A 25,106-nucleotide genomic window follows, 5' to 3' on the forward strand; every position below is an offset into this window, starting at 1 on the left:
TTACATCATTGCAGTGTTTAGTATCTTGTTGATATATTTTAAACATCATATTCATGAAAATTGGGATCGTTTGTTATCCAACATTTGGTGGAAGCGGGGTTGTAGCTACTGAGTTAGGAAAAGCTTTGGCGAAAGAAGGCCACCAAATCCACTTCATCACTTACAGTCAACCAACTCGGCTGGATTTTTTCAATCAAAATCTATTCTATCATGAGGTGGATATCAAAAGCTATCCCCTATTTGAGCACGCTCCATATGAACTGGCGCTAGCGAGCAAAATGGTGAACGTGGTAAAATACGAGTCACTTGATTTGTTGCATGTCCATTATGCCATTCCCCATGCCTCTGCAGCGTATATGGCAAAGCAGATTTTAAAAGAACAAGGCATATACATCCCGGTCATGACCACACTGCATGGTACCGACATCACATTGGTGGGGAAGGATCCAAGTTATGAACCAGTAGTCACCTTTAGCATCAATCAATCTGATGCAGTCACTGCGGTTTCTGAAGATCTTCGTAAATCAACTTTTGAACATTTTGATATCAAAAAGCGGATTGAGGTTATTCCCAATTTCATAGACCTGGAAAGATTCAAAAAGCAAAAAAAGGAACATTTCAAATTGGCAATTTGCCCTCATGGAGAAAAGCTATTGGTACACACCTCCAACTTTAGAAAGGTGAAGAGGGTAGAGGATGTCATCAGGGTTTTCTATGAACTGAGAAAAAAAATCCCAGCAAAATTACTGCTTGTTGGAGATGGGCCTGAAAGAGACAAAATGGAGAGATTATGTCGGGAACTGGGCACTTGTGATGACGTTCGTTTTTTAGGTAAGCTTGAGGCGGTTGAAGAAGTGCTTTCTGTCGCTGATCTTTTTATGATGCCTTCAGAAAAAGAGAGTTTTGGGCTTGCTGCGTTGGAAGCTATGGCTTGTGAGGTGCCTGTCTTGAGCTCAGATGCAGGTGGAATTCCTGAATTAAATATCGATGGCGTCACAGGCTTTACCTGTACAGTGGGAGATGTGAAAGAAATGACCAAAAGAGCATTGGAAATTTTGGATGAAAAAAATCTTCCCGGTTTTAAAATCAGGGCTTTGGCAAGGGCAAAGGAATTTGACGTATCTGTTATCTTACCGATGTATGAGGCATTGTATCATCAAACGATTGAAGAATCAAAGCAATATATTTCTAATTGATGACTAAATCATTGATTGTATGGTGAAGTAAACAGCAATTATTTCCTCCTTTTATTATAAATTTGAAAAATAGATAGGTTTTAATTCAACCACTGCTTTTGTAAAATATAGACTTTTGTTTAATATTGATTATTAAGTAAAACTAAGACGCCAATGACTACCTTAAAGAAAATCGGGAGATTGGACAGGCCGGATAATAACGGAACAGCCCAGATGTTTCAGAATCCTTTAATGGAAAAGCTAACAAGAACCCACATAAGTATTCCCATCATTATGTATTTTATTGTGGCTTCTGTGTCATTGTACTATGCATATACTGCGACTGAAATCAAGGTATTATATGGCATTACAGTATTTATTCTGGGAATATTTGGGTTTACTTTACTAGAGTATGTGATGCATAGGTACTTGTTTCACATGGAGCCTGATACACCAATTAAAGACAAAATACAATATTCGGTTCATGGCATCCATCATGATTACCCCAAAGATAAGGATAGATTGACCATGCCCCCATTTGTCAGTATGGCATATGCTGTTATTTTTTATGCAGTTTTCACTTTGATCATGGGTGATTATGCACTTTACTTTCTTCCTGGCTTTATGGTTGGGTATTCAGCATACTTAGGTGTACATTTTGTGGTACATGCTTATCAGCCTCCCAAAAATTTTCTAAAGGTGCTGTGGGTCAATCATGCCATTCATCATTACAAAGATCCCGATGTAGCATATGGAGTAAGTTCTCCACTTTGGGATTATATCTTGGGAACAATGCCCAAAAAAGAAAAATAGACAATTAAATCTGTTATAATATTAAAAAAATGTCCGAAGCAATCCAGGCATTAAAATACCATTTTACTGGCCTCATTGCGTACATACACGACAAATAATTTCTAAAACTTCATTTTGAACAAGGGGAATAAATTGTAATGATTTAAATGTCAGCAATGCTTTTGTTTAAGGTACATTTTCACCTTTTTTTTCTAGGTATCTAAATGTAAATCCTTCTTGGAATTCAACATAACTGAGAGAGTCCTGAATACTTTTAAAGAAATCCTGAGCGAGATCGATTTTGAAATAAGTTATCGTTTCCAAACTGTCTATGAGGGTGAAATAGTCATCTTCAACAGCTGTCATTTGCCAAACCCTTTCCATCCCGGCAGCATTACTGACAATGAGAATATTGTCTTGAACAAAATAATCATAACCAATTGGCCCAATACTTTCGTGGTTTAACACGATCAAGGTGTCATTGATATATAATTCATAATAGGTTGAATCTTGTTCAAACCCATACCAATTCCCAAAAAGTGGATTGTCTTTTTCTTTTTCGCCGCAGGAGATGAGGACCAATCCCAAAAGGGCTGTACCCATCAAATTGAAAAAAGGTTGGAAGTTTATTTTCATAAAGCTTTTACAGCCAAGATACATTTATTTTTAGTTCTATATTTGTTGAACATTGAATTTACCTATAATTTAAAAATATACCATCCTTTTTATGACATCTGTTTCAATTATTGGTTTAGGCTGGCTAGGACTACCATTAGCCAAAGCACTCAAAGAAAAAGGTTTTCAAGTGAAAGGTAGTACCACAAGTCCAGAAAAATTGGATGAATTGAACACCAAAGGAATTTCGACCTATTTGTTAAAATTGATGCCTCATCCCGAAGGGAAAGGCTTTCAGGAGTTATTTGAGACGGAAATCTTGTTTATAAATATTCCTCCTAGAAGCAGAACAATGCCTGAAACTTTCCATCCGGAACAGATCAAATTCATCAAATCCATGGCTATCCAGGCAGGAGTGAAAAAAATAATCTATGTCAGTTCCACTTCAGTTTATCCAGATCTAAACGGGGAACTCGATGAAACCTTTTCACTGACAAAAAATAACACAGGTAATATTTCGCTCTTTCAGGCTGAAAATATTCTTCTTCATGAACCTGATTTTGACCTGACCATTATCAGGTTTGGTGGTCTGTTGGGAGTGGATAGAATTCCCGGTAGATATTTTTCCGGTAAAACAAATGTTGTCGGTGACAGCCCCGTCAATTATATCCACCGAGATGATGCAGTCGGTATATCATCTTGGGTAATTGAAAATAATCTCTGGAGTCAAATTTACAATGGGGTAGCACCTTATCATCCCAAACGTAAATTAGTCTACGAAAAAAATGCTTTGGATTTGGGATTTTCACCGCCCAAAGATTATGCACCCGTTGGCAAAACTGATTGGAAGCAGATTTCTTCACAAAAAATACAAGCTACAGGATATAAGTTCCAGATTCCTGATCCTCTTGATTTTTGGTATTCATAGGAGCTTTTGGATTCAAAATTGAAAAAAAATAATACCCTTCTTGATTGGAAGGGTATTATTTTCTGCAATAAGATATTTGGTTTTTATTTATTGGAAATTACTATGACCAATATTTTAATCGAATCAGTCACGTGGAGGCACAGGGATGCTGGCAGTGCGAACTAATTTTATCAAAAGACCTGTTGCTTCTGTTACAGCGTAGATATATCCATCAGGACTTTCTGACACTTGTCTTACACGACCAATGTCCTTCAAAAGGGTTTCTTCACCCGCGGCAGTAGTGCCATCAAGCTCTACCCTTGCGATCTGCTGTCCTGCCAAACCTGCTACCAATACATTGCCTTTCCATTCAGGATATCTGTCAGAGGTCACCAATGTCATACCACAGGTTGCAATGGAAGGTACCCAATAGGTTACAGGCTGTTCCATACCTTCTTTTTCGGTCAACTCTGTAAGGATAGTACCATCATAGTTGATGCCATAAGAAATAACCGGCCAACCGTAATTTTTTCCTTTTTCAATCAAATTAAGTTCGTCACCGCCTTTAGGGCCATGTTCTACAGCCCAGATTCTATCGTTGGCCTTGTCATAAATCATCCCCTGTGGATTTCTGTTGCCATAAGTCCAAATAGAAGGTGAGGCTCCCTCGGTATCCACAAAAGGATTATCAGAAGGAATACTTCCATCATCATGTATTCTGTGGATCTTCCCATGGTCGTTGTCCAATTCCTGTGCGTTTTGGGGTCTTGAACCTTTATCACCATTTGAGAAAAACAGATAGTTGTCTTTGTCAAAAACTATCCTTGAACCAAAGTGTCTTCCGCCCTTCCATTCAGGGTTGGCCACGAAAATTTCTTCCAGGTTTTCAAGGGCATTGCCATTTAGTTTTGCCCTTGAAATCACCAAAACTTCACCTTCTCCTTTTGGTCTTGCATAAGATATATAGATCCAACCATTCGTTTTATAATCCGGGTGAATGGTAATGTCCAACAATCCAGCTTGGTTTACTTCGGAAACAGCCGGCACACCTGTGAGTTTCTCTCCGGTGTATTGATCATCTTTAAAAACCAGGATCTCTCCTTTTCTCTCTGTGACGAGCATTCTGCCATCCGGAAGCCAGGTCATGCCCCAAGGACTTTCAAAATCGGTGTATAAGGTGTCCACGTTGATTGTCATCTTTTCTGTTTCAACAGCAAAAGGAGATGGTTCTGGTTCAGTTTCAGAAACTTCTTTTTCCGCACAAGAAGCAAAAAGAAATAATCCGCCTGCCAGAATAAAAGATAAATTTTTAAATTTTTTCATATGATTTGAATCGTTTGACATGTAAAAATAAGGAATTTATTGATGAATTCTTTGCCTCATTTTATAAACGGCTTGGGCCTGCTGTATCTTTTTTTTCTAAAGGTAATTATCTTATTTATTTAAATATTTTTCAGACCATTAATTGGCAGCAGCGATGACCTGATTCCAAACACGGAAGATATTTTTATAGCAAATTTTCTCAATATCTTCTTTCGAATATCCCCTTTTGAGCAATTCTGCAATCAGGTTTGGATACATGGAAACATCCTTTAGCCCTGTTGGAAGGCTGTCTCCAACGCCATCAAAATCAGAGCCTAAGCCAATATGGTCAATACCAACAAGGGCTTTGACGTGGTCAATGTGGTCTGCGACTTTGGAGACGTTGGGAAAGGGATTGTTTTCAGCAGTGTACTTTTGGATGTATGCTTGGGCTGCTGAATCTGACCTGCTCAATCCATTATCTGCAAGCCAGTTTACCAGGTGTTCCCTGACCTCTCTCGAACGCTCATTGTAATCCCCGTCTATAAAACTCCCGCCAAAGTTGATCATGATTACTCCCCCGTTTTTTCCGAGCTCCTTGATCATATCATCATCCATATTTCTTTCAAAGCCGGGAGTAAAAGCCCTGGCAGAAGAATGTGAAGCGATGACAGGTACGTCGGTTATCTTGACCACATCATAGAAAGTGTCATCTGATACATGGGAAATATCCACCATGATACCAGTCTTGTTCATTTCTTTGACTACCTGTACGCCATATTCACTTAATCCCCCGTGGGTTCGGGTCGTATCATAAGATGAATCTCCTATCAGGTTGTCTTTGCCATGGGTAAGTGTGATGTACCTGATGCCTCTATCATAGAAATATTTGACATTATTGATATCATCTTCCAAGGCGGCACCGTTTTCCATGCCCATAGGAAATGAAATTTTGCCTTCCTCGGTATTTTTTTGGATATCATCGGGGGAGGTTGCTATGGCAAACTTATCAGGCCAGGTATCGCACAATCTTTCTGTCATCAAAATAAGTGAGTCTGCCAAAGCTTTGGCACCACCTCTTTCTTGGTAGATGGCTGGAATATAAATGGACATGAAAGGGGCATCGAGGCCGCCTTCCTTTGATCTGGGGAAGTCAAAATTACCACCATCTGTCCTGACGGATACATCCAATACTTCTCTTTGCAGGGTAAATCCTCCCACCTTCATTCTGTAAGGTAAGTCTACATGCCCATCCACCATGATGGTGTTTTGGGCAATTTCTTTGGCGATGCTTAATCTCTCTTCATCTGACAATAAAGTATAATCTATGATTTCAGATTTTTCTCCGCAGGCAAAAAGCAATACAGAGGCAATTAAAGTAAACAATGTTCTTTTCATGTTGTTGATGGTTGAACCTTTAAGATATACTTTCTTCTGTTGAATAATCTTTCAAGATATATAGGCGGTAGAATATTTGGGTAAAAAAGCAGTATTTGTCCGTTTGTGTAATTTGATATTCCCAACAAAATATCAATTTGGATTTTGTAGTATCTTCAATTTCCACCAAAATTTATTGTCATGAGATATTTTCCGATTTTCATTATTATAATATTCATTTCCTGTCAATCCAATCCGATTCCGGAAGTCAGGGTAACGGTATCTGAGGAATTGACCAATGATTTGAAAGACGGTCGCTTGCTTTTGCTTTTTCACCATAATGATAAGGCAGAACCAAGATTTGCTGTCAGCGATGATATCAATTCTGCCCAGGTCATCGGGATGGATTTTGAGGATTATCAATCTGGTCAAGCACTCAGTTTCAATCTGAATGAATTTGGCTATCCAATTGAAAACTATCAGAATATCCCGGAAGGGGAGTATTGGGTACAAGCGTATATTGTAAAACATGAAATCTTCAACAGGTCTGATGGCCATACCATCAAAATGCCAATGGACCAATGGGAAGGAAGACAATGGAACAGGACGCCCGGAAATATTTATAGTAAGCCTCAAAAAATAAAATGGGATGGAAAAACAGCTCTTGATCTGATCATCGATCAGGTCAATCCTCCTGTGACTGAACCAGAGGACACTGAATTTATCAAACATGTCAAATTCAAAAGCGAAATGCTGTCTGAGTTTTGGGGACGGGATATTTATTTGGGTGCGCATGTTCTGATTCCAAGAGATTTTGATTCAAATCCAAATGAATATTATCCTTTGATGATTTATCATGGTCATTTTCCATCGGATTTTGATGGGTTTAGGACTACCCCACCGGATGAAGATTTGGAGGAGGATTACAGCGCTAGGTTTAATATTTATGGCTATAATAAAATACAACAGCAAGAAGCCTATGATTTCTACAAAAAATGGATTTCACCTGATTTTCAAAAATTCATTGTAATTGAAGTTCAACATGCCAACCCATTTTATGATGACAGTTATGCTGTCAATTCTCAGAATATCGGTCCATATGGTGACGCGATTACCTATGAATTGATCCCACATATTGAAAAACAGTTTAGAGGTATAGGAGAAGGTTGGTCCAGGTTTGTGTATGGAGGTTCTACCGGCGGTTGGGAAGCCTTGGCTGTACAAGTCATGTATCCCAATGAATATAATGGTTGTTTTGCTGCCTGTCCTGACCCCATTGATTTTAGGGCATTTACTACGGTCAATATTTATGAGGAAGAAAATGCCTATTTTCTCAAAGGTACTTTCAGGACCACAGATCGTGTAGGCAAGAGAGATTATCTTGGCCATGTATCAGCCATGCTCAAAGACATGAATCACAAGGAACTTGCATTGGGTGGCACTAAAAGTAGGTCCGGAGATCAGTGGGATATTTGGCAGTCCGTATATTCTCCTGTGGGTGAAGATGGATATCCAAAACCTATTTGGGACAGGTATTCCGGTAAGATAGACAAGGAAGTGGCTAAGCACTGGCAGGAAAACTTTGACCTCCGCTATATCATGGAAAGGGATTGGTCAAAATTGGGAAAAGATCTGGAAGGAAAAATCCATATCTATTGTGGAGATATGGATAATTATTATCTCAATAATGCCGTTTATCTGACTGAAGATTTCCTTGAAAGTACAACCGATCCCTATTATGGTGGCGAAGTGCTTTATGGTGACAGGGCCGAACATTGCTGGAACGGAGATCCCGATCTTCCGAACTATATCACGAGATTAAGGTATAATACTATGTACCTTGACAAAATAGGAAAACGCTTAAATGCCACTGCCCCATCAAACTTCAATATGAAAACTTGGGTCTTAAGTAAATAATGCCTTCCTTTTAGCGGAAACCGAATATAGAAATCGGGTTTATTTCCATTTAATCCGATAATTTGTCATTACCTTTATGTCTAATTGGCTTTGATATTTGAATTCAAGCTGCTTAAAATATCAGCGTATATGGGTAGTGGTTTTTAGTTATTTAAGTCGAAAAGTTTAATATCATGAATAAATCAGAACACATAAATTACGAATTGGAAAAAAACATGGAAGTCATTTCTCAGTTAGATGGCTTCGTCAATAATGCAGTAGATACCGTATTGGTTGATCCGGATGAATGTTGGCAGCCTTCAGATTTTCTTCCTGATATGGGGGAACCGGATGCCTTTGATGAGGTAAAAAAACTTCAGGAAAGAGCAGCCGGCATTCCTGATACCATCATCACTTCCTTGATAGGAAATATGATTACGGAAGAGGCATTGCCCAGCTATCAGACGTATTTCAACATGTTGGAGGGCATCAATGTAGAAGGTAGCCTTTTGAGCAATTCAGGTTGGGTGCGATGGTCTAAAGCCTGGACAGCTGAGGAAAACCGCCATGGTGACCTACTGAATAAGTACCTTTATCTGTCAGGAAGGGCAGATATGAAAAAGGTCGAACAGACGATTCACAGATTGATCTACAATGGCTTTGATCCTAAATCTGAAAAAGATCCATATCAAGCCATGATTTATACCTCTTTTCAGGAAAGAGCTACCAAGATTTCCCATGTCAATACAGGTAAGCTAGCGCATAAAGCAGGTGACGATGTATTGTCCAGGATTTGTAAGACGATTGCCGGTGATGAAGCCAGGCATGAGAAAGCCTATAAAAGTTTCATGAGTGAAATCTTTGAAATTGACCCAAATGGGGCAATTATGGCTTTTGATAAAATGATGCGAAAGCAAATAGTGATGCCTGCAGTCCTGATGGGTAAAGGAAGTAGCAATCCGACTTTATTTGATCAGTTTTCAGCCATTACTCAAAAAGTCGGGATTTATACCGGTTGGGATTATGCAAGGATTATCGACCATTTGGTAAAGCTTTGGGACATTGAAAACTTAACAGGTCTCAATGATGTAGCCTCGAAAGCACAGGACTATCTTTCAAATTTGGCTGACAGATACATGCGTTTAGCGGATAGAATGAAAGCTCCTGATGAAATCTCACTAGCTTGGATAAAATAAGAATGTTTGAAGCCTGAAGAAATTCAGGCTTTTTTTTGACCTTTAATGGAACAAATTGAGGTTTAATTAGATTGAATGTATATACATCAAATATTATGAAGACAATTAAAGAAATCCATAAAGCCAGTTATCATCCTATTGCGGATTTGATCACTTACAACCCTTTGCCTTCACCAAAGTTGCGGCAGATTGACCCTTTCATTTTTCTCAATCACCATGGACACCAAACTTATCCCAAAAACAACAATGGGTTACCGTTCGGTCCACATCCCCATCGAGGAATGGAGACTGTTACTTTTATATTGGAAGGCGATATCATGCATAAGGACTCAGGAGGACATGAATCCGTCATCGATGCCGGTGGAATTCAGTGGATGACTGCGGGGAGAGGTTTGATTCATGCAGAGGTTTCTTCCAATAAATTCAAAGAAGAAGGAGGGGAACTTGAAATCCTACAGCTTTGGCTTAACCTTCCTGCCCGTCTAAAGATGACAGAACCGAGGTATTTTGGTTTGCAAAAGAATGAAATCACTCATTTCAATCTGGATAATGAAAAGGTAAAAGTCCAATTGATCGCAGGAGAATGGGACAATAAAAAAGGATCTTTTGATTCGCTTTGGCCTATCTTTTTGAGCACGATATTTATAAAATCGGGAGGAAAGTTCTCGAAAAATATTCCCACGGAAGAAAATATATTTTTCTATGTGGTCCGGGGGAAAGTGAAAGTGATGGGAGAGGAAATTCCATTTAGAAATTTGATTGAATTCAACAATGATGGTGATTCCATAGCTGTGGAGGCAACAGAAGACGCAGTTATTATCCTTGGGCATGCCAAACCATTCAACGAACCTTTGGTGGCACAGGGACCATTTGTCATGAATACCCAAGAGGAAATCCGGCAGGCATATCAGGATTATCAGCTGGGGAAATTCGGTTCCTGGCAGGAATAAAAATGAAAGTGGCCGTCTTTTCAGAGCGGCCACTTATATGTTTAAAAATTAATAACATTTTAATGCAGGTCATTTAAACCTGAAAAAGTTGCTTAATCACCCGTCATAAATGTAGTTAATTATATGACAAAGAAAAATACCTGGAATTAGATATTGTTTAATAACTGTCTATAATGTCCTGAGAAATAAGCTTATAGATTTCAGCAACTTGTTCGTTATAATTTAAAAATTGATAATGGTCATCTAAAATATTGAAATCACTACGGATAGCCGGGCCAGTTTGGGCTTTTTTTGCACCCAGTTCAAGGCTCTTGCTGATGGTTTCAATGATCAGGGGCTTTAACATTTCAAAATCAATTCCTTGCCGACCCATGATTTCTTCCGATAATCTCAGCATGTGGTTTGAAAAGTTACTGGCAAACACTGCCGCTACATGCAGCGCTTTTCTGTCTTTTGATCTGATCACATATTGATGTTGAGAAAGACTTTTTGCCAATTTTTTGAGATTCTGCAAGGTGGTCTGATCGTCTGACTCTAACAAAAACGGCACGTCCGCAAAATCCAACCTTCTGTCTTTGCTAAAAGTCTGCAACGGGTAGAAGATTCCGGTATAGGAAGCAGAACTATAGCCCAAAATATCCATTCCGACTGATCCTGAAGTATGTACCAAAATGCTGTCTTCGGGTAAAATGATTTCATCGGCAATTTCGGAGATAGCCTGATCGCTTACTGAAATGATAAAGATATGTGCTTCAGAATCTGAAAAATCCAAATCGTCTTTCGCCTCGGCCACATATAGTCTCTTTGTTAGGTTATTTGCTTTTTCAATATCCCTTCCAAATACTTCGGTGATAGTATGTCCAGCATCCTCCAATGCAGGGCCTAAGTGCCAAGCAACATTTCCAGTGCCAAGTATCGCAATTTTAAATTTCATGATTGAAAGATAAATTATTTGACTTGAAATAAGAAACATCAAAAAAACCCCAAGAAATTGAGTCTTGGGGTTTTTCTGCTTTTATGTACACCATTATAAAATGCACAGATTGAAATCATTCCAATCCTTTGTCTCTCATTTTACTGAATTCATCATACCTTCTGTAGATTGCTACGGTAAATCCGATCAACATGATAATGGTACCGATCCATAGAATATTTATTTGTGGTTTCACGATCGCTTTCAGTACTACGTAATCCTTCTGATAGCGATTGACTTTAAAGGAAAATGTATTGGATTCAGGCAGTATGTTTTCCAGTTCCACTTTCACACCCAACTCGTTATCAATAGAAGGGATTCTTCCAACTTGATTTCCCCTGATAATAAAAATGGGTTCAAGTCTTTTTTCCTGATCATAGTCCATCACTACAAGTTTGGCCTTCACCGCCACATCACCTTCTTTCAAATCTATACCATCCAAGCTGGTAAGTACCTCTCCACCTTCAAAAGTCGTAACAAAATCGGCGATATAGAATGTCTCGCCCGGTGATACTTCAAAGAATTCATCCTCTCTCCACTCAGGGTCCTCATAGTCATTGATGGCTGAGACAAAGGTGTAAAGATCCCTGTTCACAAATCTTCTTGAATCCGGTGAGGAAATAAGCCCCATAGAACTATTGAACTGTGACATAGGATTCAGAGAAAACTGGTAAACGTCATCTTTGAAATAGTCAATTTGGAAGTAATCATTTTCTTCCAAAATCAAGGTAACTGTTTCTCCTTTTTTGTAATGTGTTCTTCCCCGAGCAGTGATATCATCTAAAGCAATGGCTTCGTTGATGTTGTCTGTTGATTTTAAGAGATTGACATTGACATAACCGGGAACTCCCTGAACTTTTTTCTGCCTTCCTCTATAGATAGCTGTGTATTCTTTGATTTGAGTTGGTTTGTTGATCCAAAGCAACACGTGTTCTTTGTTCATTTCATCCTCCCAACTGTTGCTATAAGTCAATCCTGACATGTTGTAAGAAATGATTTCTGAGTAGCCCGATGAAAACATCACGCCTATTAAAATCAGACCCAAACCTATATGTGCTAAAGAACCACCTGCTAATTTGAACGTTGTCTTTTTGACCAGCTTTGTCAGGATTGTCGCATTGGCCACAATGGTAAATGTGGCGGCTAGCACTACAATGATATAGGAAATATCAAACACCTTACCCGCTATAATGATAATGGCTGAAAGCACAACAGATATGATATATGGCATCACCAAAGCCTCTCGCAATGTTTTGCCATCTATTTTATTCCACCAGAAAAACTGTCCAACAGCAGTGAGCAAAGCCAAAGCCACTGCAAACCAAAGTTGGAATTTGGTATAAAACCCGACCTGATCAGCAGGTGGTGCCATATTGGAAATCCCCCCGAAACTTTCCACAATTGCATTCCAAACAGGAATAGAAGTAGGTAGGATGACCTGAAAAGCCATCAGAGATAAAGTAATTGCTCCTATAAAGATCCAAAATTCCCTGGAATATACTGAGGCTTCTTTTTCAGAAGTAGGAATATATTTCCAGTTTTTTGCAGCGAGGAAAACAGCTACACCAAGGAAAAACAACATATAAATCAGCAATTGTCCCGATAGACCCAAATCGGTAAATGAATGGACGGAAGAATCTCCCAAAACCCCACTTCTTACGAGGAACGTTGCATAAAGCACTAAAATAAAAGAAGCAATGACCAAAACGATAGATGACTTCAAGGCAGTACTGCTTTTCTTAAAAGTAATCATGGTATGGATAGCTGCAATCATAATCAGCCAAGGCACATAGACGGCATTCTCTACCGGATCCCAGTTCCAATAACCACCGAAGTTCAAGGTCACATAAGCCCAATAGGCACCCATTATGATTCCCATGCCCAAAATCATGGCAGAGAAAATCGCCCAAGGTAGTGCAGGACGAACCCACTCCGAATATTTTTTGGTGGCCAATCCTCCCATAAGAAAAGCAAATGGGACTAAAGTGGAAGCATATCCTAGAAAGAGGGTAGGTGGATGGATTACCATCCAAATATTTTGGAGCAAAGGATTGAGGCCCGTACCGTCTTCAGGAACGAAATCAGGATTGATTTGGAATATCGGGGCACTCATGGCATCCCGCAAAAGGATAAAAGGAGAACTTCCGATTTTCAAATCCCCAATGACCACACCCAATATCATGGACACCAGGAAAGCCTGAACCAAGGCAAAAACGATCATGACAGGGCCTTCCCAAAATTTATTGGTATGGATTAAGATCAAGCCCAATACCACATTCCAGAAAATCCAAAGGATAAAAGCACCCTCTTGACCTTCCCAAAAACTGGAAATCATGTAATGAACCGGTAATGCTTTGGAAGAATGGGAATAAGCATAAAAGTATTCGAATCTATGGTTATAGATGATCTCAAAAAGGGAAATGGCTATAGTGACACTTGCCACCGAGTGAATATAGAATACTGCACGGCTAAAGCGTTTCCAATTTGCTTTTTCCAATTCAGGTGCAATGGTATATTGATAATAAGAATAAGCTGCTACAATTGCACTGACAAAAGCCAATATAACTGCAAAGTGGCCTAAATTACCGGCAAAGGTATTGATCATGGTTACGCTAATAAATGGGTGAATTCATTACATGCTGGCATTGCTGACTTCTGTTTCTTGGTATTTTGACGGACATTTCATCAAGATTTTGTCTGCTACAAAAAGATCCGAATTTGCATAGGAACCAATTACAACAACTTGTTCGGCCCTGGCAAAATCCGCAGGTACAGGTTCATTATAAAATACTTTCTGTTCCGTCCCGTCATTATCCACCATCATAAAATAAAAGGATGTCTTATCTTGATTAACTTCTATTCCCTCTACTGTACCTGAGATGCTTTTTTTCAATTGCCCCACCACATGGATGGATTTTTCGTTCCCTGTCATTTTCAAATCCCGGGCAGTTGCAAAACTTTCATATGTACTCGCATCCCCAATCATTGACATGATGATGATGATAGCCACTCCAATGATTCCCAAACCTATTATATGTCTTTTTTTCATAACTTAGTAATTCATTTTTCCAATATCAAAAGCTTCAAAAGTAGCTCAGATCTAATGGTTAATCTTTCAATAATTTCTCCAATTTCCCTACCTTCTTATCCGTAGCAATTACATAAACCAAAATTCCTGCAAAAACAATCCCGATTATTCCAACTAATACGTAAATTTTTCCTTCAGAGCGCATGGTATCTGCCATTTCAATTCTGGAGTTTTGGTAATCATCATCGGTGATGGCAATTTTCTCTTGGGCCATGCCCTGAAGACTAATCAACAGGAATAATATTATAAACCATTTTTTCATGATACTTGATTTATCAATCTATCTTCAACTTTTCTTTCTATTCTTCTCAATCGAACTCTCACTGTGGCCATCCATGTACCCATCAAGGTCCATGCGATGATGGCAGGGTAAAATACCATCCTCAATTTACTGTCAAGGTCATAGGCATTGAATCCCGGATTGCCACCATTCCCTGGATGTAGACTGTCTGTCAATCTTGGCAATACAAAGATCAAAGGTATAAATGCAGCAAACGCAAAAATGTTATAAACTGCCCCTATCCGGGCTCTTTGGTGAACATCGGTAAGTGAATTTCGCAGAATCAGGTAGGCGAAGTACATTAACAACCCGATCGCAGAAGCATTCTGTTTTGGATCTCCACTCCAATAATCTCCCCAAGTGAATTTAGCCCAAAGCATTCCCGTCACAATTCCCAATACTCCGAACAATATCGCTGCATTAGTAAATTCAATGGCCACATCGTCATTTTTAAGATCATTTGTTCTCAGAAATTTTATGCTGTAAACGACCGATACCACCAACATCAGTATCATTCCAAACCACATGGTGACATGGAAATGCAATGCCCTGATGGTTTCATTGAGGATGGGTAATCGGGGAACATCAAGGAGAAGACCTGCTGTAATGGTGTATGCCAATAAGAGGATAGTGAGGATTTTCCACCAGCTTTTTTTCATTTCAGGAATTTTGCTAACTCAATCGCAAAAATAGGTCATAAGTTTCTGATTCCTGTGCTTTTTGTAATATAAGTTGGGGTAAGGCGATTGGTTTCCCACCAAGACGCTAAGACGCAAAGAAATTGGGATGATTTTAGGTTTCCCGCAAAGACCCTAAGGCGCAAAGAAATTATTATGATTTAGATTCCGAAATCACTATACATTATTCTTAATGAGCTGATGATGAATTAAAGAGGTAATACATTTTATTAAGTATTTACACTATGATTCAAGTAAAATGATAAGTCAATATAATTCTCGCAAGTAAATTTAAATGTCCGGTACATCCATGTCTGCCGGCAGGGGACTTCAAACATCCAACCTGTTTAAAATATAATCTTGGGTTGCTGGCAAAAAAGTGGACTATCCATTTTATTTAAAATTTCTCTTTGCGCCTTTGCGTCTTCGCGGGATTCATTTTTTTTTCGAGCCCTCTCCCCTAACTTCTCCACAAGTACGGGAACAGAATATAAGCTGTCACCGCTATTATAGCATTGATGGCAATCAGGGTTATAATCTTATCCACACTTACCGACCAGTCCAAGCCGTCTATGGCATTTTTGGAAACACGAATCGCCATCAATAGAATGGGAATGATCACCGGAAAACTGAGGATTGCCATTAAGGTGGCGTTGTTGCTTGCTTTGGAAGCAATTCCGGAAACCATGGTAAGACAAGCCGAAAAGCCAACCGCACCCAAAATGAGGTTCAAAAGAAACATGCCCTGATCTGCCACAGGATTGCCAAGAATGATGCTGAACACCAAATATCCTAAAAGCGCCAAAATCAGGGTCAAAAGGGTATTGTAAATCATCTTGGATATGATGATGGATTCAGGTGAGACGATCATGTAATAATACAACTGCCTTCCCTGATGTTCCTGAACAAAACTTTTGGCAACGGCATTGACAGCTGAAAAAAGGATGATGATCCAATACAAGGCATTCCATGTCGGAATATCAATATTTCCCTGTTTCGCACCTACACTGAGATAAGTGATGAAAACCGCTGAGACTACATACAATAAGATGCCGTTCAAGGCGTACTTTTGACGCCATTCAAGGGTGATTTCTTTTTGGATGAGTACAGCAATTTCTTTGAGCATGGGACAAATATAAAAAGTTTGCGGAATGATCTTATCTCAAAATCTCAATGAAGATAGAAGACTGTCTTTTCTTTCCTGGGCAATGGTTTGAGGACTCCTAGGTTGACTTTAGCAAGATATTTTAAATGATGTACCAGTGTCTTTTCAGATAATTTGTAATTTTTTCCAATTTCCACCTGCTCTTTACCTTTAGGAATCAAATCACAATTTTCAATGTCTTTCAAGATTTTAACAGTGGCTTTTGCCAACAATTCTGAGGTTTTGATGTCTACATGTACCAAACTGTCCTTTGGTTCTAATTCGGGGAATACCTCAGCAAGAATGTTACCCCGATCAACTCCTTTAGTAATGTAGTGGAGACAGCCTCCTAAATTCTCAAAATCTTTTTTGATATAGGCCCAAAATAGGGTGTCGTTTCCACGGTAATGAGGAGGGATTCCATAGTGCGCGTTGATAGCGGCAATTTTCGGGATATCCAATATTCTGCCCCGCAGAATAGGTGCATTACAGGTAAATAAAATGTCAGGCTGAAGAGATTCAATGAACTCTTGCCCGCTCGTGGAATTGATTTCACTGAAAGGCATGCTCACTTTGGTAAAATGATGATCTTCAAGTTTGACGTGTTTTGTTTTTAAGCGGATGGACTCTTTATGGAATTTGTAAAAAAATCTCAAGCCGTTTTGATCTAAAAATGAGCGTGATTTTGAATTTTTTCCACTAAGCCCTTGATTTTCCTTCTTAAGCTTGATGCCTGTCCATTTTTTAGATTGGAGCACCGTCACATTGTCAAAATTTTTAACAATTTGCTGAACAATAATTTTTTCTCTTGGGGTGCATTGACTGATTACAATTATTTTCATCGGTTTAAATCTATTGCATCAAAGACTATAAATAGTCAGTAAAGGTTGTAATCGGTGGTATAATTTTATGACTTGAGTCATATTTTTATCAACTAAATTTTCTGAGGGTACATAAGTTTTCTGCCAAAATGACACCAAAACCTATTTGGAACAGCACTTGATAAGGGTGTTTCATTACAAAATGTTATTCAACTTAAACTAACGATAGCTATGCAGGAAAAAGGTACCATCTCGATACATACCGAGAATATCTTCCCGATCATCAAGAAGTTTTTATACTCTGACAATGAGATTTTTCTCCGCGAATTGGTTTCCAATGCAGTGGATGCCACCCAAAAAATCAAAAGGTTGGCCACATTGGGTCAATACGCCGGAGAACTTGGTGACATCACCGTTGAAGTAGCCTTTGACAAAGACAAAAAGACCATCACCATTTCCGATAGAGGTCTGGGGATGACAGCAGAAGAAATTAAGAAGTACATCAATCAGATTGCATTCTCAGGTGCAGCTGAGTTTGTGGAGAAATTTAAAGACGCCAAAGATGCCAATGAAATCATCGGTAAATTCGGTTTGGGTTTCTACTCTGCCTTTATGGTCGCCGACAAGGTCGAAATCAATACCCTATCCTATCAAGAAGGTGCTGAGGCTGCCAAATGGACCTGTGACGGAAGCACCGAGTTTGAAATCAGTGCAGGTGATAGAAAAGACCGTGGAACAGATGTAACACTTTTCATCAATGCAGATTCAGAAGAATTTCTGGACAAGTGGAAGCTTCAGGGGATTTTGGACAAATACTGTAAATTCCTACCTGTTCCCATCAAGTTCGGCACAAAATCCGATAGCGTGGAAGATGGTGTCGATGACAAAGGAGAAAAGAAATGGAAGTCTGTGGATGTAGACAATATCATCAACACCACTACCCCAATCTGGACCAAATCCCCCAATGACCTGAAAGATGAAGATTATTTGGCTTTCTACAAGCAATTGTATCCAATGGGTGAAGATCCTTTGTTTTGGATTCATTTGAATGTTGATTATCCCTTCAATCTTACAGGAGTGCTGTATTTTCCTAAAATCAAGAACGATTTTGAAATGCAGAAAAACAAGATCAAACTTTTCAGTCGTCAGGTATTTATCACGGATGAAGTAAAGGACATCGTACCTGAATTCCTGATGTTGTTGCATGGGGTGATTGACTCACCGGATATTCCATTGAATGTGTCAAGGAGCTTTTTGCAAGCTGACAGCAATGTGAAAAAAATCAACAGCTATATCACCAAAAAGGTGGCGGATAAATTGGGCGAACTCTTCAAAAAAGACAGAAAAGCTTATGAAGAGAAATGGAATGATATCGGACTCTTTGTGAAATACGGAATGATCAGCGAGGACAAATTTGCCGAAAAAGGTAAGGATTTCGCATTGCTGAAGAATACCAAAGGGGAATATTTCACCCTACCCGAATACAAGGAAAAGGTAAAAGCCATTCAGACAGACAAAAATGAGCAGACCATATACCTGTATGCTACCGATGTCAACAAACAGGATGGATTTATCCAATCGGCAAACAAAAAGGATTATGATGTTTTGGTAATGGACTCTCCTATTGACAGTCACTTTATTCAACATGTGGAAGGCAAAGAGGAAAAGACCCAACTGAAGCGTGTAGATGCTGATGTTGCAGAAAAACTGATCCAGAAAGAAGACACTTATGCCAACTTGTTAACTGAAGAACAATCCACCAAGGTCAAAGAAATCTTCGAAAAAGCAATCAACAACAAGGACTATACAGTAGAAGTCGAAGGATTAAGTCCTGAGGAGATGCCTGTGACAGTGACCATGGATGAATTTATGCGCAGGATGAAGGACATGGCACAGATGGGCGGGGGAATGAGTTTCTACGGAGCGATGCCTGACCACTACAAAGTAGCCATCAACGGAAATCATCCGGTTGTTGACAAGCTGCTCAAGTCCGAGGATGAAGGGGCGCAAACCAAACTTGCCAAGCAGGCGTTTGATTTAGCCTTGCTTTCCCAAGGTATGCTTACCGGCAAAGACCTGACTGCCTTTGTGAAGCGAAGTGTGGAATTGATTTAATCTTTGAGATCGTCCAGACCTCGAAGATTTCTTATAATCTCAGTTCTTCGAGTTTTTCAGAAACTTCAAAGAACAATCAAGCCCTTGAAAATTGCGGTTTTCAAGGGCTTTTATTTTTAACTTAGAACGTTAGTATTTTTTTGATCTGAAAATCAAGTTGAAATCTATTTAATAAAGAATAATAAAACCTAAACCTTTGTTTTTACAGATTTCTCTTTAAATTGGATCTATGAATTCAATCCTACATTGGTTCTATCAATCTCCAATTCTTTAAAATATGAAAAAAATCAATTTATCAATTATCGCTATATGCTTTTTGATTGTGACTTTGGGTTGTAGCAAGAACAACAAAAATCCTGAGGAATTTTTTGGGTTTAAGGAATACCAAACGGTTACAGGAAATAGACTTGCAGTCAGTGACAACATCCAAAAAGCATATGAATTATTGGTTGTGGGAGAACTGCTGATTGTTTCTAACCCAAATTTCCAATATCATTTTACCATTATAGACCTGAATGAAGAAAAAAAGGTAGCAGAGTTTGGGAAAATGGGTTATGGACCTTGTGAATTGTCCTTTCCTGCAAGTCTACAATTAACTGGAAATGGGTCTAATGTTGTTGGCGTAAACAATAGGAATAAATTTTCCTATCAGGAATTCAATCTCTCTTCAGTGTTGTCTCAAAACAATAAGTTGGATACCTGTATAAATACAACCTCAAACTTTAATCTTAATTATCACAAATTAATTAAAGTTCAAGACAGCCTATTTGTTGGAACAGGCTCTTTTGAAAAGCGATTTGCAGTTTCAAAAACCGATGAAAAGTTACCTAGTGAATTTTTCGGCGAATATCCGTTCAGTAAGGACCTTGCAGCATTTAATCACCATATTCTGTCTATTGCCTATCAGGGAGACATTCTTATGCGGCCTTCGGGAGGAAAATTTGTATCTACTTCCAGATCTTCATTTAATTTCGACATTGTTAGAATTGGACTTAATGGATCATTGGAGTTGGAAAATGCAACCAGGTTTTGGCCTCCTTCCTTTGGAGGTAATTCAGGTTCACTTATTAGTACAGGTTACTTCATTTCTACAATGGAATCAGACAACAAGTATGGCTGCCTAAGCACATCGGTGTCTGATAATTTTATCTATATTTTATATTCAGGCAAAACAATGAAAGAAAATGCCATGTACAGCAACACTATTTTGGTATATGATTGGAATGGTAATCCAATCAAAGTTTTGGAATTGGATCAACAGCTGAATTTAATTTCAGTTTCTCAAAATGATGACTATCTGATCGGATCTGTTGATGATGGTGAAGCCAACCTGTATAAGTATAAATTGAAATAGAATTACTAGTAAAGAATCCCACCTTCTCTTTCTTTTATGTAATTCACCTAGAAAGATAAATATGAAATTTCTAAATTTAATTTTACCAGCAAATATTTTAATGGTTCTAACTAATTGCCATTTCAAGACATCAGAACCTGTCAAAAAGATCTTATTCATTGATCCTCTTTCTTTGGTTAAGTTTTCTGAAGTTTTTGAGGATTTCGAATTTATTCATCTAAAGTATCCTGATTTTGCTTTCCATTCCACCCAATCTTCCAATTTTTTAATTTTCCAATTCCCCACCCTTTGCCGTCCCGATTTTTCCCCTATTTTTGTAACCATGCTATCCAAAAAAACCAAATACGCTTTTCATGCCCTGACCTACCTCGGCAAGCATAGAGACCAAAAAACTGTTTTAATTCAGGATATATCAGAGGAATATGGTATTTCCCATAAGTTTTTGGAAAACATATTACTTGAACTCAAAAAAGCCGGGATACTAGGCAGCAAGAAAGGTAAAGGGGGCGGCTATTACCTGATCAAAGAACCCAAAGATGTGCCGCTTTCCAAGGTGATCCGTTTGCTAGATGGGCCTATAGCCTTATTGCCATGTGTGAGTCTCAATTACTACGAACCCTGTGTGGAATGTAAAAGTGAAGTTAAATGTGGGTTGAATAAGGTAATGATTCAGGTAAGAGATGAAATGCTTAATGTATTGGAAAACAAGTCATTAGCAGATATTTTGGATAAAGAATAAAATTTTTTGCTCATTTACCCGATAATATTTATAGGTTTTATATACTTTTGTTTCTGAGTTTAATAAAAAATGTATGATTCTAGATCAGCCTCTTAAAAAATGGTTTGTAAACAGTAAAGGTCAGGACACCAATGTCAAGAGTTTTGCCAAATCCATCTCCTGGAGAATAGTCGGTACGATTGACACCATGGTGATTTCATTTTTTGTAACAGGTCAATTGGTGATGGCACTCTCCATCGGTTCCATTGAGGTGGTCACCAAAATAGCCCTTTATTATCTCCACGAGCGCGCTTGGGAAGGTGCCACAAAAATTGAAAAAGATGAGCCTAAAAACGAATTTGCATAAGTTGAGTGAAAAAGTGGAAAAGCTAAGTCCTGCAGAAGCACTTGGCTTTTTGTCTGATCTCTTTCCCGGGAAAGTAGTCTTCTCTACATCATTGGGACAGGAAGATCAGGTGGTTACCCAATTGATTGCAGAAAACAACCTTCCTGTTCATATTTTTTCTTTGGATACCGGCAGGCTTTTTCCGGAGACGTTAGATCTAATTGCAAGAACAGAAAGTAAATATAAAAAGAGAATACAGGTATTATATCCTGAAAGACAATCCGTTGAAAATCTGGTGGATAAAATAGGGATCAACGGTTTTTATGATTCGGTTGAACATAGAAAGTCCTGTTGCTATGTAAGGAAGGTGGAACCTTTAAAAAGAGCTTTGGCCGGAAACAGCATTTGGGTGACAGGTCTTCGTGCAGAGCAAAGTGCCAACCGATCCTCCATGAGAAAGATTGAGTGGGATGACGCAAACAACATCATCAAATTCAATCCTTTGTTGGATTGGTCTTTCGATCAAATGATAGCTTATATCGAAGAGAATAAGATTCCTTACAATCCATTGCATGACAAAGGATTCATCAGCATTGGCTGTGCACCTTGTACAAGGGCCATATCAGATGGTGAAGATGCCCGCGCAGGCAGATGGTGGTGGGAAGAATCGAAGAAGGAGTGTGGGTTGCATGCGAGATAAGAACCAAGAGTCAAGAACCAAGAGACAAGAGAGAACAAAGAATTCAGACTTTGGAATTCATCATTCGACATTCGATATTCAAAATTTAGAATATCGAGCATTGAATGAAGAACGATGAAGTAAAAATGGAATAAAAAACATAAAGATTTAATCACTATGTCAAACCTACTTATACCAAACCCCAAAGAAGCGGAATCGATTCATATCCTGAGGGAGGTGGCGGCGCAGTTTGAAAAGCCTGTGTTGTTATTTTCAGGAGGTAAAGATTCCATCACTTTGGTCAGGCTTGCCCAAAAGGCATTTTATCCTGCAAGGATTCCTTTTCCCCTTTTACATATTGATACGGGTCATAATTTCCCGGAGACTATTCAGTTCAGGGATCAGCTTGTGGCGGAATTGGGTTTGGAATTGATTGTCAGAAATGTACAGGATTCTATCGATCAGGGAAAAGTGACGGAAGAAAGGGGCAGGTATGCCAGCAGAAACACTTTGCAGACTACTACCTTATTGGATGCCATCGAGGAATTCAAATTTGATGCCTGTATCGGTGGTGCAAGGAGGGATGAAGAAAAGGCAAGAGCAAAGGAAAGGGTTTTTTCGGTAAGGGATGACTTCGGTCAGTGGGATGAGAAAAATCAGCGACCAGAGCTTTTCGACATGCTCAATGGCAAAATACACCAAGGGCAGAATGTCCGTGTTTTCCCAATATCCAACTGGACTGAGCTTGATGTTTGGGAATATATCAAAACTGAAAATATCGAAATACCTTCCATCTACTTTGCGCATAAGAGAGAAGTCTTTTTCCGTGACGGATTGATTTGGACAGCCAATGAGCATGTGTACAGGGAAAACAGCGAGGAAGTATTTGAAAAAATGGTCCGTTTCAGAACGGTAGGAGATATGACCTGTACTGCTGCAGTACTTTCAGAAGCTGAAACCCTAGATGCCGTAGTCGCTGAAATCAGGGATTCCACCATCTCAGAAAGAGGTGCCAGGATTGACGACAAAAGGTCGGAAGCCGCCATGGAGAAAAGGAAAAAGGTTGGGTATTTTTGATTTGAAAGTACAAAGTATAAAGTACCAAGACTCGCAAATGGTTCACCACTTCAGTCTTGGACCACAAACCTTGCAGTCTTCATACTGCCTAATGGAGTTCTAGAAATAAAATCAAAAAACCATAAGTCTTCGTGACTTAGTGGCATTAAAATATCAGCTGAGGCCAAGTCTCACGTCTTATGTCTCACGTCTCACTTCTAATTAAATGGAAAGTAAAAAACTCATAAAAATAGCGACAGCAGGTTCCGTGGATGATGGTAAAAGTACCCTCATCGGTAGATTGCTGTATGATACGAAGTCACTGACTACCGACAAGTTGGAGGCAATAGAAAAAACCAGCCGTAAACGTGGCTTTGATTATCTGGATTTTTCCTTGGCGACTGATGGTTTGGTAGCCGAAAGGGAACAAGGTATTACCATCGATGTGGCCCATATTTACTTCAATACGGCCAAAACCAACTTCGTCATAGCTGATACTCCCGGTCATGTCGAGTATACCCGTAACATGGTTACAGGCGCTTCAACTTCTCAGGTTGCCATCATATTGATTGATGCCCGGAAAGGTGTCATTGAGCAAACATATAGACACTTCTTTATCAGTAACCTGCTACGCATCAGCCATGTGGTGGTTGCGATCAATAAGATGGATTTGGTGGACTATGATGAAGATGTTTATCTCAAAATAAAAACTGACTTTGAAGCCCTTGTGGAGAAAAGTAATTTCAATACAGAACAAATTACTTTTATTCCCATCTCGGCTTTGAAGGGAGAAAATATCGCCAAGCAATCGGAGTTGATGCCTTGGTTTGTTGGGAATACCTTATTGGATCATTTGGAAGTTTTGGAGACTGGGGACTTACAGGAAAGTTCGGTAGCCCGTTTTCCTGTTCAGTATGTCATTCGCCCTAAAACCGAAGCATTTCATGACTTTAGAGGTTTCTCAGGGGTGCTATATGGAGGTAACCTGAATGTGGGCGATGAGGTGACGGTTTTGCCATCCTTAACACAATCCAAGATCAAATCCATTAGTTTATTCGATCAGGAATATGAGGTTGCTACTCCAGGATCCTCTTTGACTGTGACATTGGAGGATGAGGTAAATATCAGCAGAGGAGACATGTTGGTCAAATCCAACGAACTCCCCAAATCCGAAAAGCAAATTGCTGCCACAATCTGTCAGGTCAATAATAAGCCGTTAAGGGTTGGGGACAAATTTACACTTCAACATGGTGTGAACAGGGTTTTAGCAAAGGTCGACAGTATTGAGTCTCTTATTCACACTGATTTCTCAGGCGAGGAACCTACGCAGCAACTGAAACTGAATGACATTGGGAAAGTGAATTTACGCTTGAGCAAGCCCATTCACTTTGATAGTTATACCGAAAATAAATCCAACGGCAGTTTTATTCTTATTGATGAGGGTAGCTATGATACTGTGAGTGTTGGGTTTATTGAATAAGCGGATGTAACATGTACAATGTACAATGAACCAAGTACCAAGTATAATGAACCAAGTACCAAGTATTGCCACCATCTTGGGCAGTTGTAAAAAGTATAAAATAGGGGGTTGTACCATTCGATACGGCGGACAAGTTGTATGACAGATAAAGTACCAAGTATTGAG

Annotated in this window: 23 protein-coding genes; 13 read left to right on the top strand and 10 right to left on the bottom strand. The window is 39.1% G+C overall.

Annotated features, from left to right (window positions below; genetic code table 11):
* Positions 1-53 precede the first annotated feature (53 nt).
* Entirely contained in the window at positions 54-1,196 is a 1,143-nt protein-coding gene (gene bshA / locus HMJ38_RS02625; protein ID WP_194972829.1) for an N-acetyl-alpha-D-glucosaminyl L-malate synthase BshA, read from the top strand.
* Positions 1,197-1,349: 153 nt separating this feature from the next.
* Complete coding sequence (locus tag HMJ38_RS02630) at positions 1,350-1,988, top strand: sterol desaturase family protein (RefSeq protein ID WP_194972830.1); 639 nt, start codon at positions 1,350-1,352, stop codon at positions 1,986-1,988.
* A 165-nt stretch (positions 1,989-2,153) separates the two neighbouring features.
* Here the strand turns inward: HMJ38_RS02630 and HMJ38_RS02635 are convergent, their stop codons facing one another.
* The gene (locus HMJ38_RS02635) at positions 2,154-2,603 is read right to left on the bottom strand and encodes a hypothetical protein (RefSeq protein WP_194972831.1); all 450 of its coding nucleotides are present in this window, start codon (positions 2,601-2,603) and stop codon (positions 2,154-2,156) included.
* A 91-nt stretch (positions 2,604-2,694) separates the two neighbouring features.
* Between HMJ38_RS02635 and HMJ38_RS02640 the strand changes: the two genes are divergently transcribed.
* On the top strand, positions 2,695-3,510 hold the full coding sequence (locus tag HMJ38_RS02640; RefSeq protein ID WP_194972832.1) for an NAD(P)-binding domain-containing protein: 816 nt from the start codon (positions 2,695-2,697) through the stop codon (positions 3,508-3,510).
* Between the two features lie 123 nt (positions 3,511-3,633).
* On the opposite strand, the gene HMJ38_RS02645 is transcribed toward HMJ38_RS02640, so the two are convergent.
* Positions 3,634-4,812 carry a PQQ-dependent sugar dehydrogenase gene (locus HMJ38_RS02645; RefSeq protein ID WP_194972833.1) on the bottom strand — a complete coding sequence of 393 codons (1,179 nt, stop codon included), beginning with the start codon at positions 4,810-4,812 and terminating at the stop codon, positions 3,634-3,636.
* Between the two features lie 138 nt (positions 4,813-4,950).
* Entirely contained in the window at positions 4,951-6,189 is a 1,239-nt protein-coding gene (locus HMJ38_RS02650) for a dipeptidase (RefSeq protein ID WP_194972834.1), read from the bottom strand.
* Between the two features lie 180 nt (positions 6,190-6,369).
* Between HMJ38_RS02650 and HMJ38_RS02655 the strand changes: the two genes are divergently transcribed.
* The 3 genes from HMJ38_RS02655 (at position 6,370) to HMJ38_RS02665 (ending at position 10,210) form a co-directional block, all read left to right on the top strand.
* Complete coding sequence (locus tag HMJ38_RS02655) at positions 6,370-8,085, top strand: hypothetical protein (protein WP_194972835.1); 1,716 nt, start codon at positions 6,370-6,372, stop codon at positions 8,083-8,085.
* Between the two features lie 173 nt (positions 8,086-8,258).
* On the top strand, positions 8,259-9,260 hold the full coding sequence (locus tag HMJ38_RS02660) for an acyl-ACP desaturase (RefSeq protein WP_194972836.1): 1,002 nt from the start codon (positions 8,259-8,261) through the stop codon (positions 9,258-9,260).
* 95 nt (positions 9,261-9,355) lie between these two features.
* Positions 9,356-10,210, top strand: a complete 855-nt coding sequence (locus tag HMJ38_RS02665; RefSeq protein WP_194972837.1) for a pirin family protein — start codon at positions 9,356-9,358, stop codon at positions 10,208-10,210.
* A gap of 157 nt (positions 10,211-10,367) precedes the next feature.
* On the opposite strand, the gene HMJ38_RS02670 is transcribed toward HMJ38_RS02665, so the two are convergent.
* From HMJ38_RS02670 to HMJ38_RS02700, 7 genes are all read right to left on the bottom strand, one after another.
* Positions 10,368-11,144 carry a Rossmann-like and DUF2520 domain-containing protein gene (locus HMJ38_RS02670; protein ID WP_194972838.1) on the bottom strand — a complete coding sequence of 259 codons (777 nt, stop codon included), beginning with the start codon at positions 11,142-11,144 and terminating at the stop codon, positions 10,368-10,370.
* A 115-nt stretch (positions 11,145-11,259) separates the two neighbouring features.
* Positions 11,260-13,788, bottom strand: coding sequence for a cytochrome c biogenesis protein CcsA (gene ccsA, locus HMJ38_RS02675; protein ID WP_194972839.1), 2,529 nt, complete (start codon positions 13,786-13,788; stop codon positions 11,260-11,262).
* 27 nt (positions 13,789-13,815) lie between these two features.
* Positions 13,816-14,232 (bottom strand): cytochrome c maturation protein CcmE domain-containing protein, encoded by a 417-nt coding sequence (locus HMJ38_RS02680; RefSeq protein ID WP_194972840.1) that lies wholly within the window; start codon positions 14,230-14,232, stop codon positions 13,816-13,818.
* Positions 14,233-14,290: 58 nt separating this feature from the next.
* Positions 14,291-14,533, bottom strand: coding sequence for a CcmD family protein (locus HMJ38_RS02685; RefSeq protein ID WP_194972841.1), 243 nt, complete (start codon positions 14,531-14,533; stop codon positions 14,291-14,293).
* The gene (ccsA, locus tag HMJ38_RS02690) at positions 14,530-15,210 is read right to left on the bottom strand and encodes a cytochrome c biogenesis protein CcsA (RefSeq protein WP_194972842.1); all 681 of its coding nucleotides are present in this window, start codon (positions 15,208-15,210) and stop codon (positions 14,530-14,532) included. Before ccsA (HMJ38_RS02690) ends, HMJ38_RS02685 begins: the two co-directional genes overlap by 4 nt.
* Before the next feature lie 478 nt (positions 15,211-15,688).
* The gene (locus HMJ38_RS02695; RefSeq protein WP_194972843.1) at positions 15,689-16,354 is read right to left on the bottom strand and encodes a heme exporter protein CcmB; all 666 of its coding nucleotides are present in this window, start codon (positions 16,352-16,354) and stop codon (positions 15,689-15,691) included.
* 44 nt (positions 16,355-16,398) lie between these two features.
* Positions 16,399-17,214, bottom strand: coding sequence for a formyl transferase (locus HMJ38_RS02700; RefSeq protein WP_194972844.1), 816 nt, complete (start codon positions 17,212-17,214; stop codon positions 16,399-16,401).
* A 210-nt stretch (positions 17,215-17,424) separates the two neighbouring features.
* Between HMJ38_RS02700 and htpG the strand changes: the two genes are divergently transcribed.
* The 7 genes from htpG to HMJ38_RS02735 all read left to right on the top strand — a co-directional run bounded on the left by htpG (position 17,425) and on the right by HMJ38_RS02735 (position 24,941).
* Positions 17,425-19,308 (top strand): molecular chaperone HtpG, encoded by a 1,884-nt coding sequence (htpG, locus tag HMJ38_RS02705; protein WP_194972845.1) that lies wholly within the window; start codon positions 17,425-17,427, stop codon positions 19,306-19,308.
* 277 nt (positions 19,309-19,585) lie between these two features.
* Entirely contained in the window at positions 19,586-20,662 is a 1,077-nt protein-coding gene (locus tag HMJ38_RS02710; RefSeq protein ID WP_194972846.1) for a BF3164 family lipoprotein, read from the top strand.
* Between the two features lie 322 nt (positions 20,663-20,984).
* On the top strand, positions 20,985-21,401 hold the full coding sequence (locus HMJ38_RS02715; protein ID WP_194973016.1) for an RrF2 family transcriptional regulator: 417 nt from the start codon (positions 20,985-20,987) through the stop codon (positions 21,399-21,401).
* A 73-nt stretch (positions 21,402-21,474) separates the two neighbouring features.
* Positions 21,475-21,747: a DUF2061 domain-containing protein gene (locus tag HMJ38_RS02720; protein WP_194972847.1), complete on the top strand. Its 273-nt coding sequence runs from the start codon at positions 21,475-21,477 to the stop codon at positions 21,745-21,747.
* Positions 21,722-22,426: a phosphoadenylyl-sulfate reductase gene (locus HMJ38_RS02725; RefSeq protein ID WP_194972848.1), complete on the top strand. Its 705-nt coding sequence runs from the start codon at positions 21,722-21,724 to the stop codon at positions 22,424-22,426. Before HMJ38_RS02720 ends, HMJ38_RS02725 begins: the two co-directional genes overlap by 26 nt.
* A gap of 156 nt (positions 22,427-22,582) precedes the next feature.
* The gene (gene cysD / locus HMJ38_RS02730; RefSeq protein WP_194972849.1) at positions 22,583-23,482 is read left to right on the top strand and encodes a sulfate adenylyltransferase subunit CysD; all 900 of its coding nucleotides are present in this window, start codon (positions 22,583-22,585) and stop codon (positions 23,480-23,482) included.
* 205 nt (positions 23,483-23,687) lie between these two features.
* Positions 23,688-24,941, top strand: a complete 1,254-nt coding sequence (locus HMJ38_RS02735) for a sulfate adenylyltransferase subunit 1 (protein WP_194972850.1) — start codon at positions 23,688-23,690, stop codon at positions 24,939-24,941.
* Positions 24,942-25,106: the final 165 nt, after the last annotated feature.

This window comes from Aquiflexum lacus (assembly GCF_015476655.1).
Classification (GTDB): domain Bacteria; phylum Bacteroidota; class Bacteroidia; order Cytophagales; family Cyclobacteriaceae; genus Aquiflexum; species Aquiflexum lacus.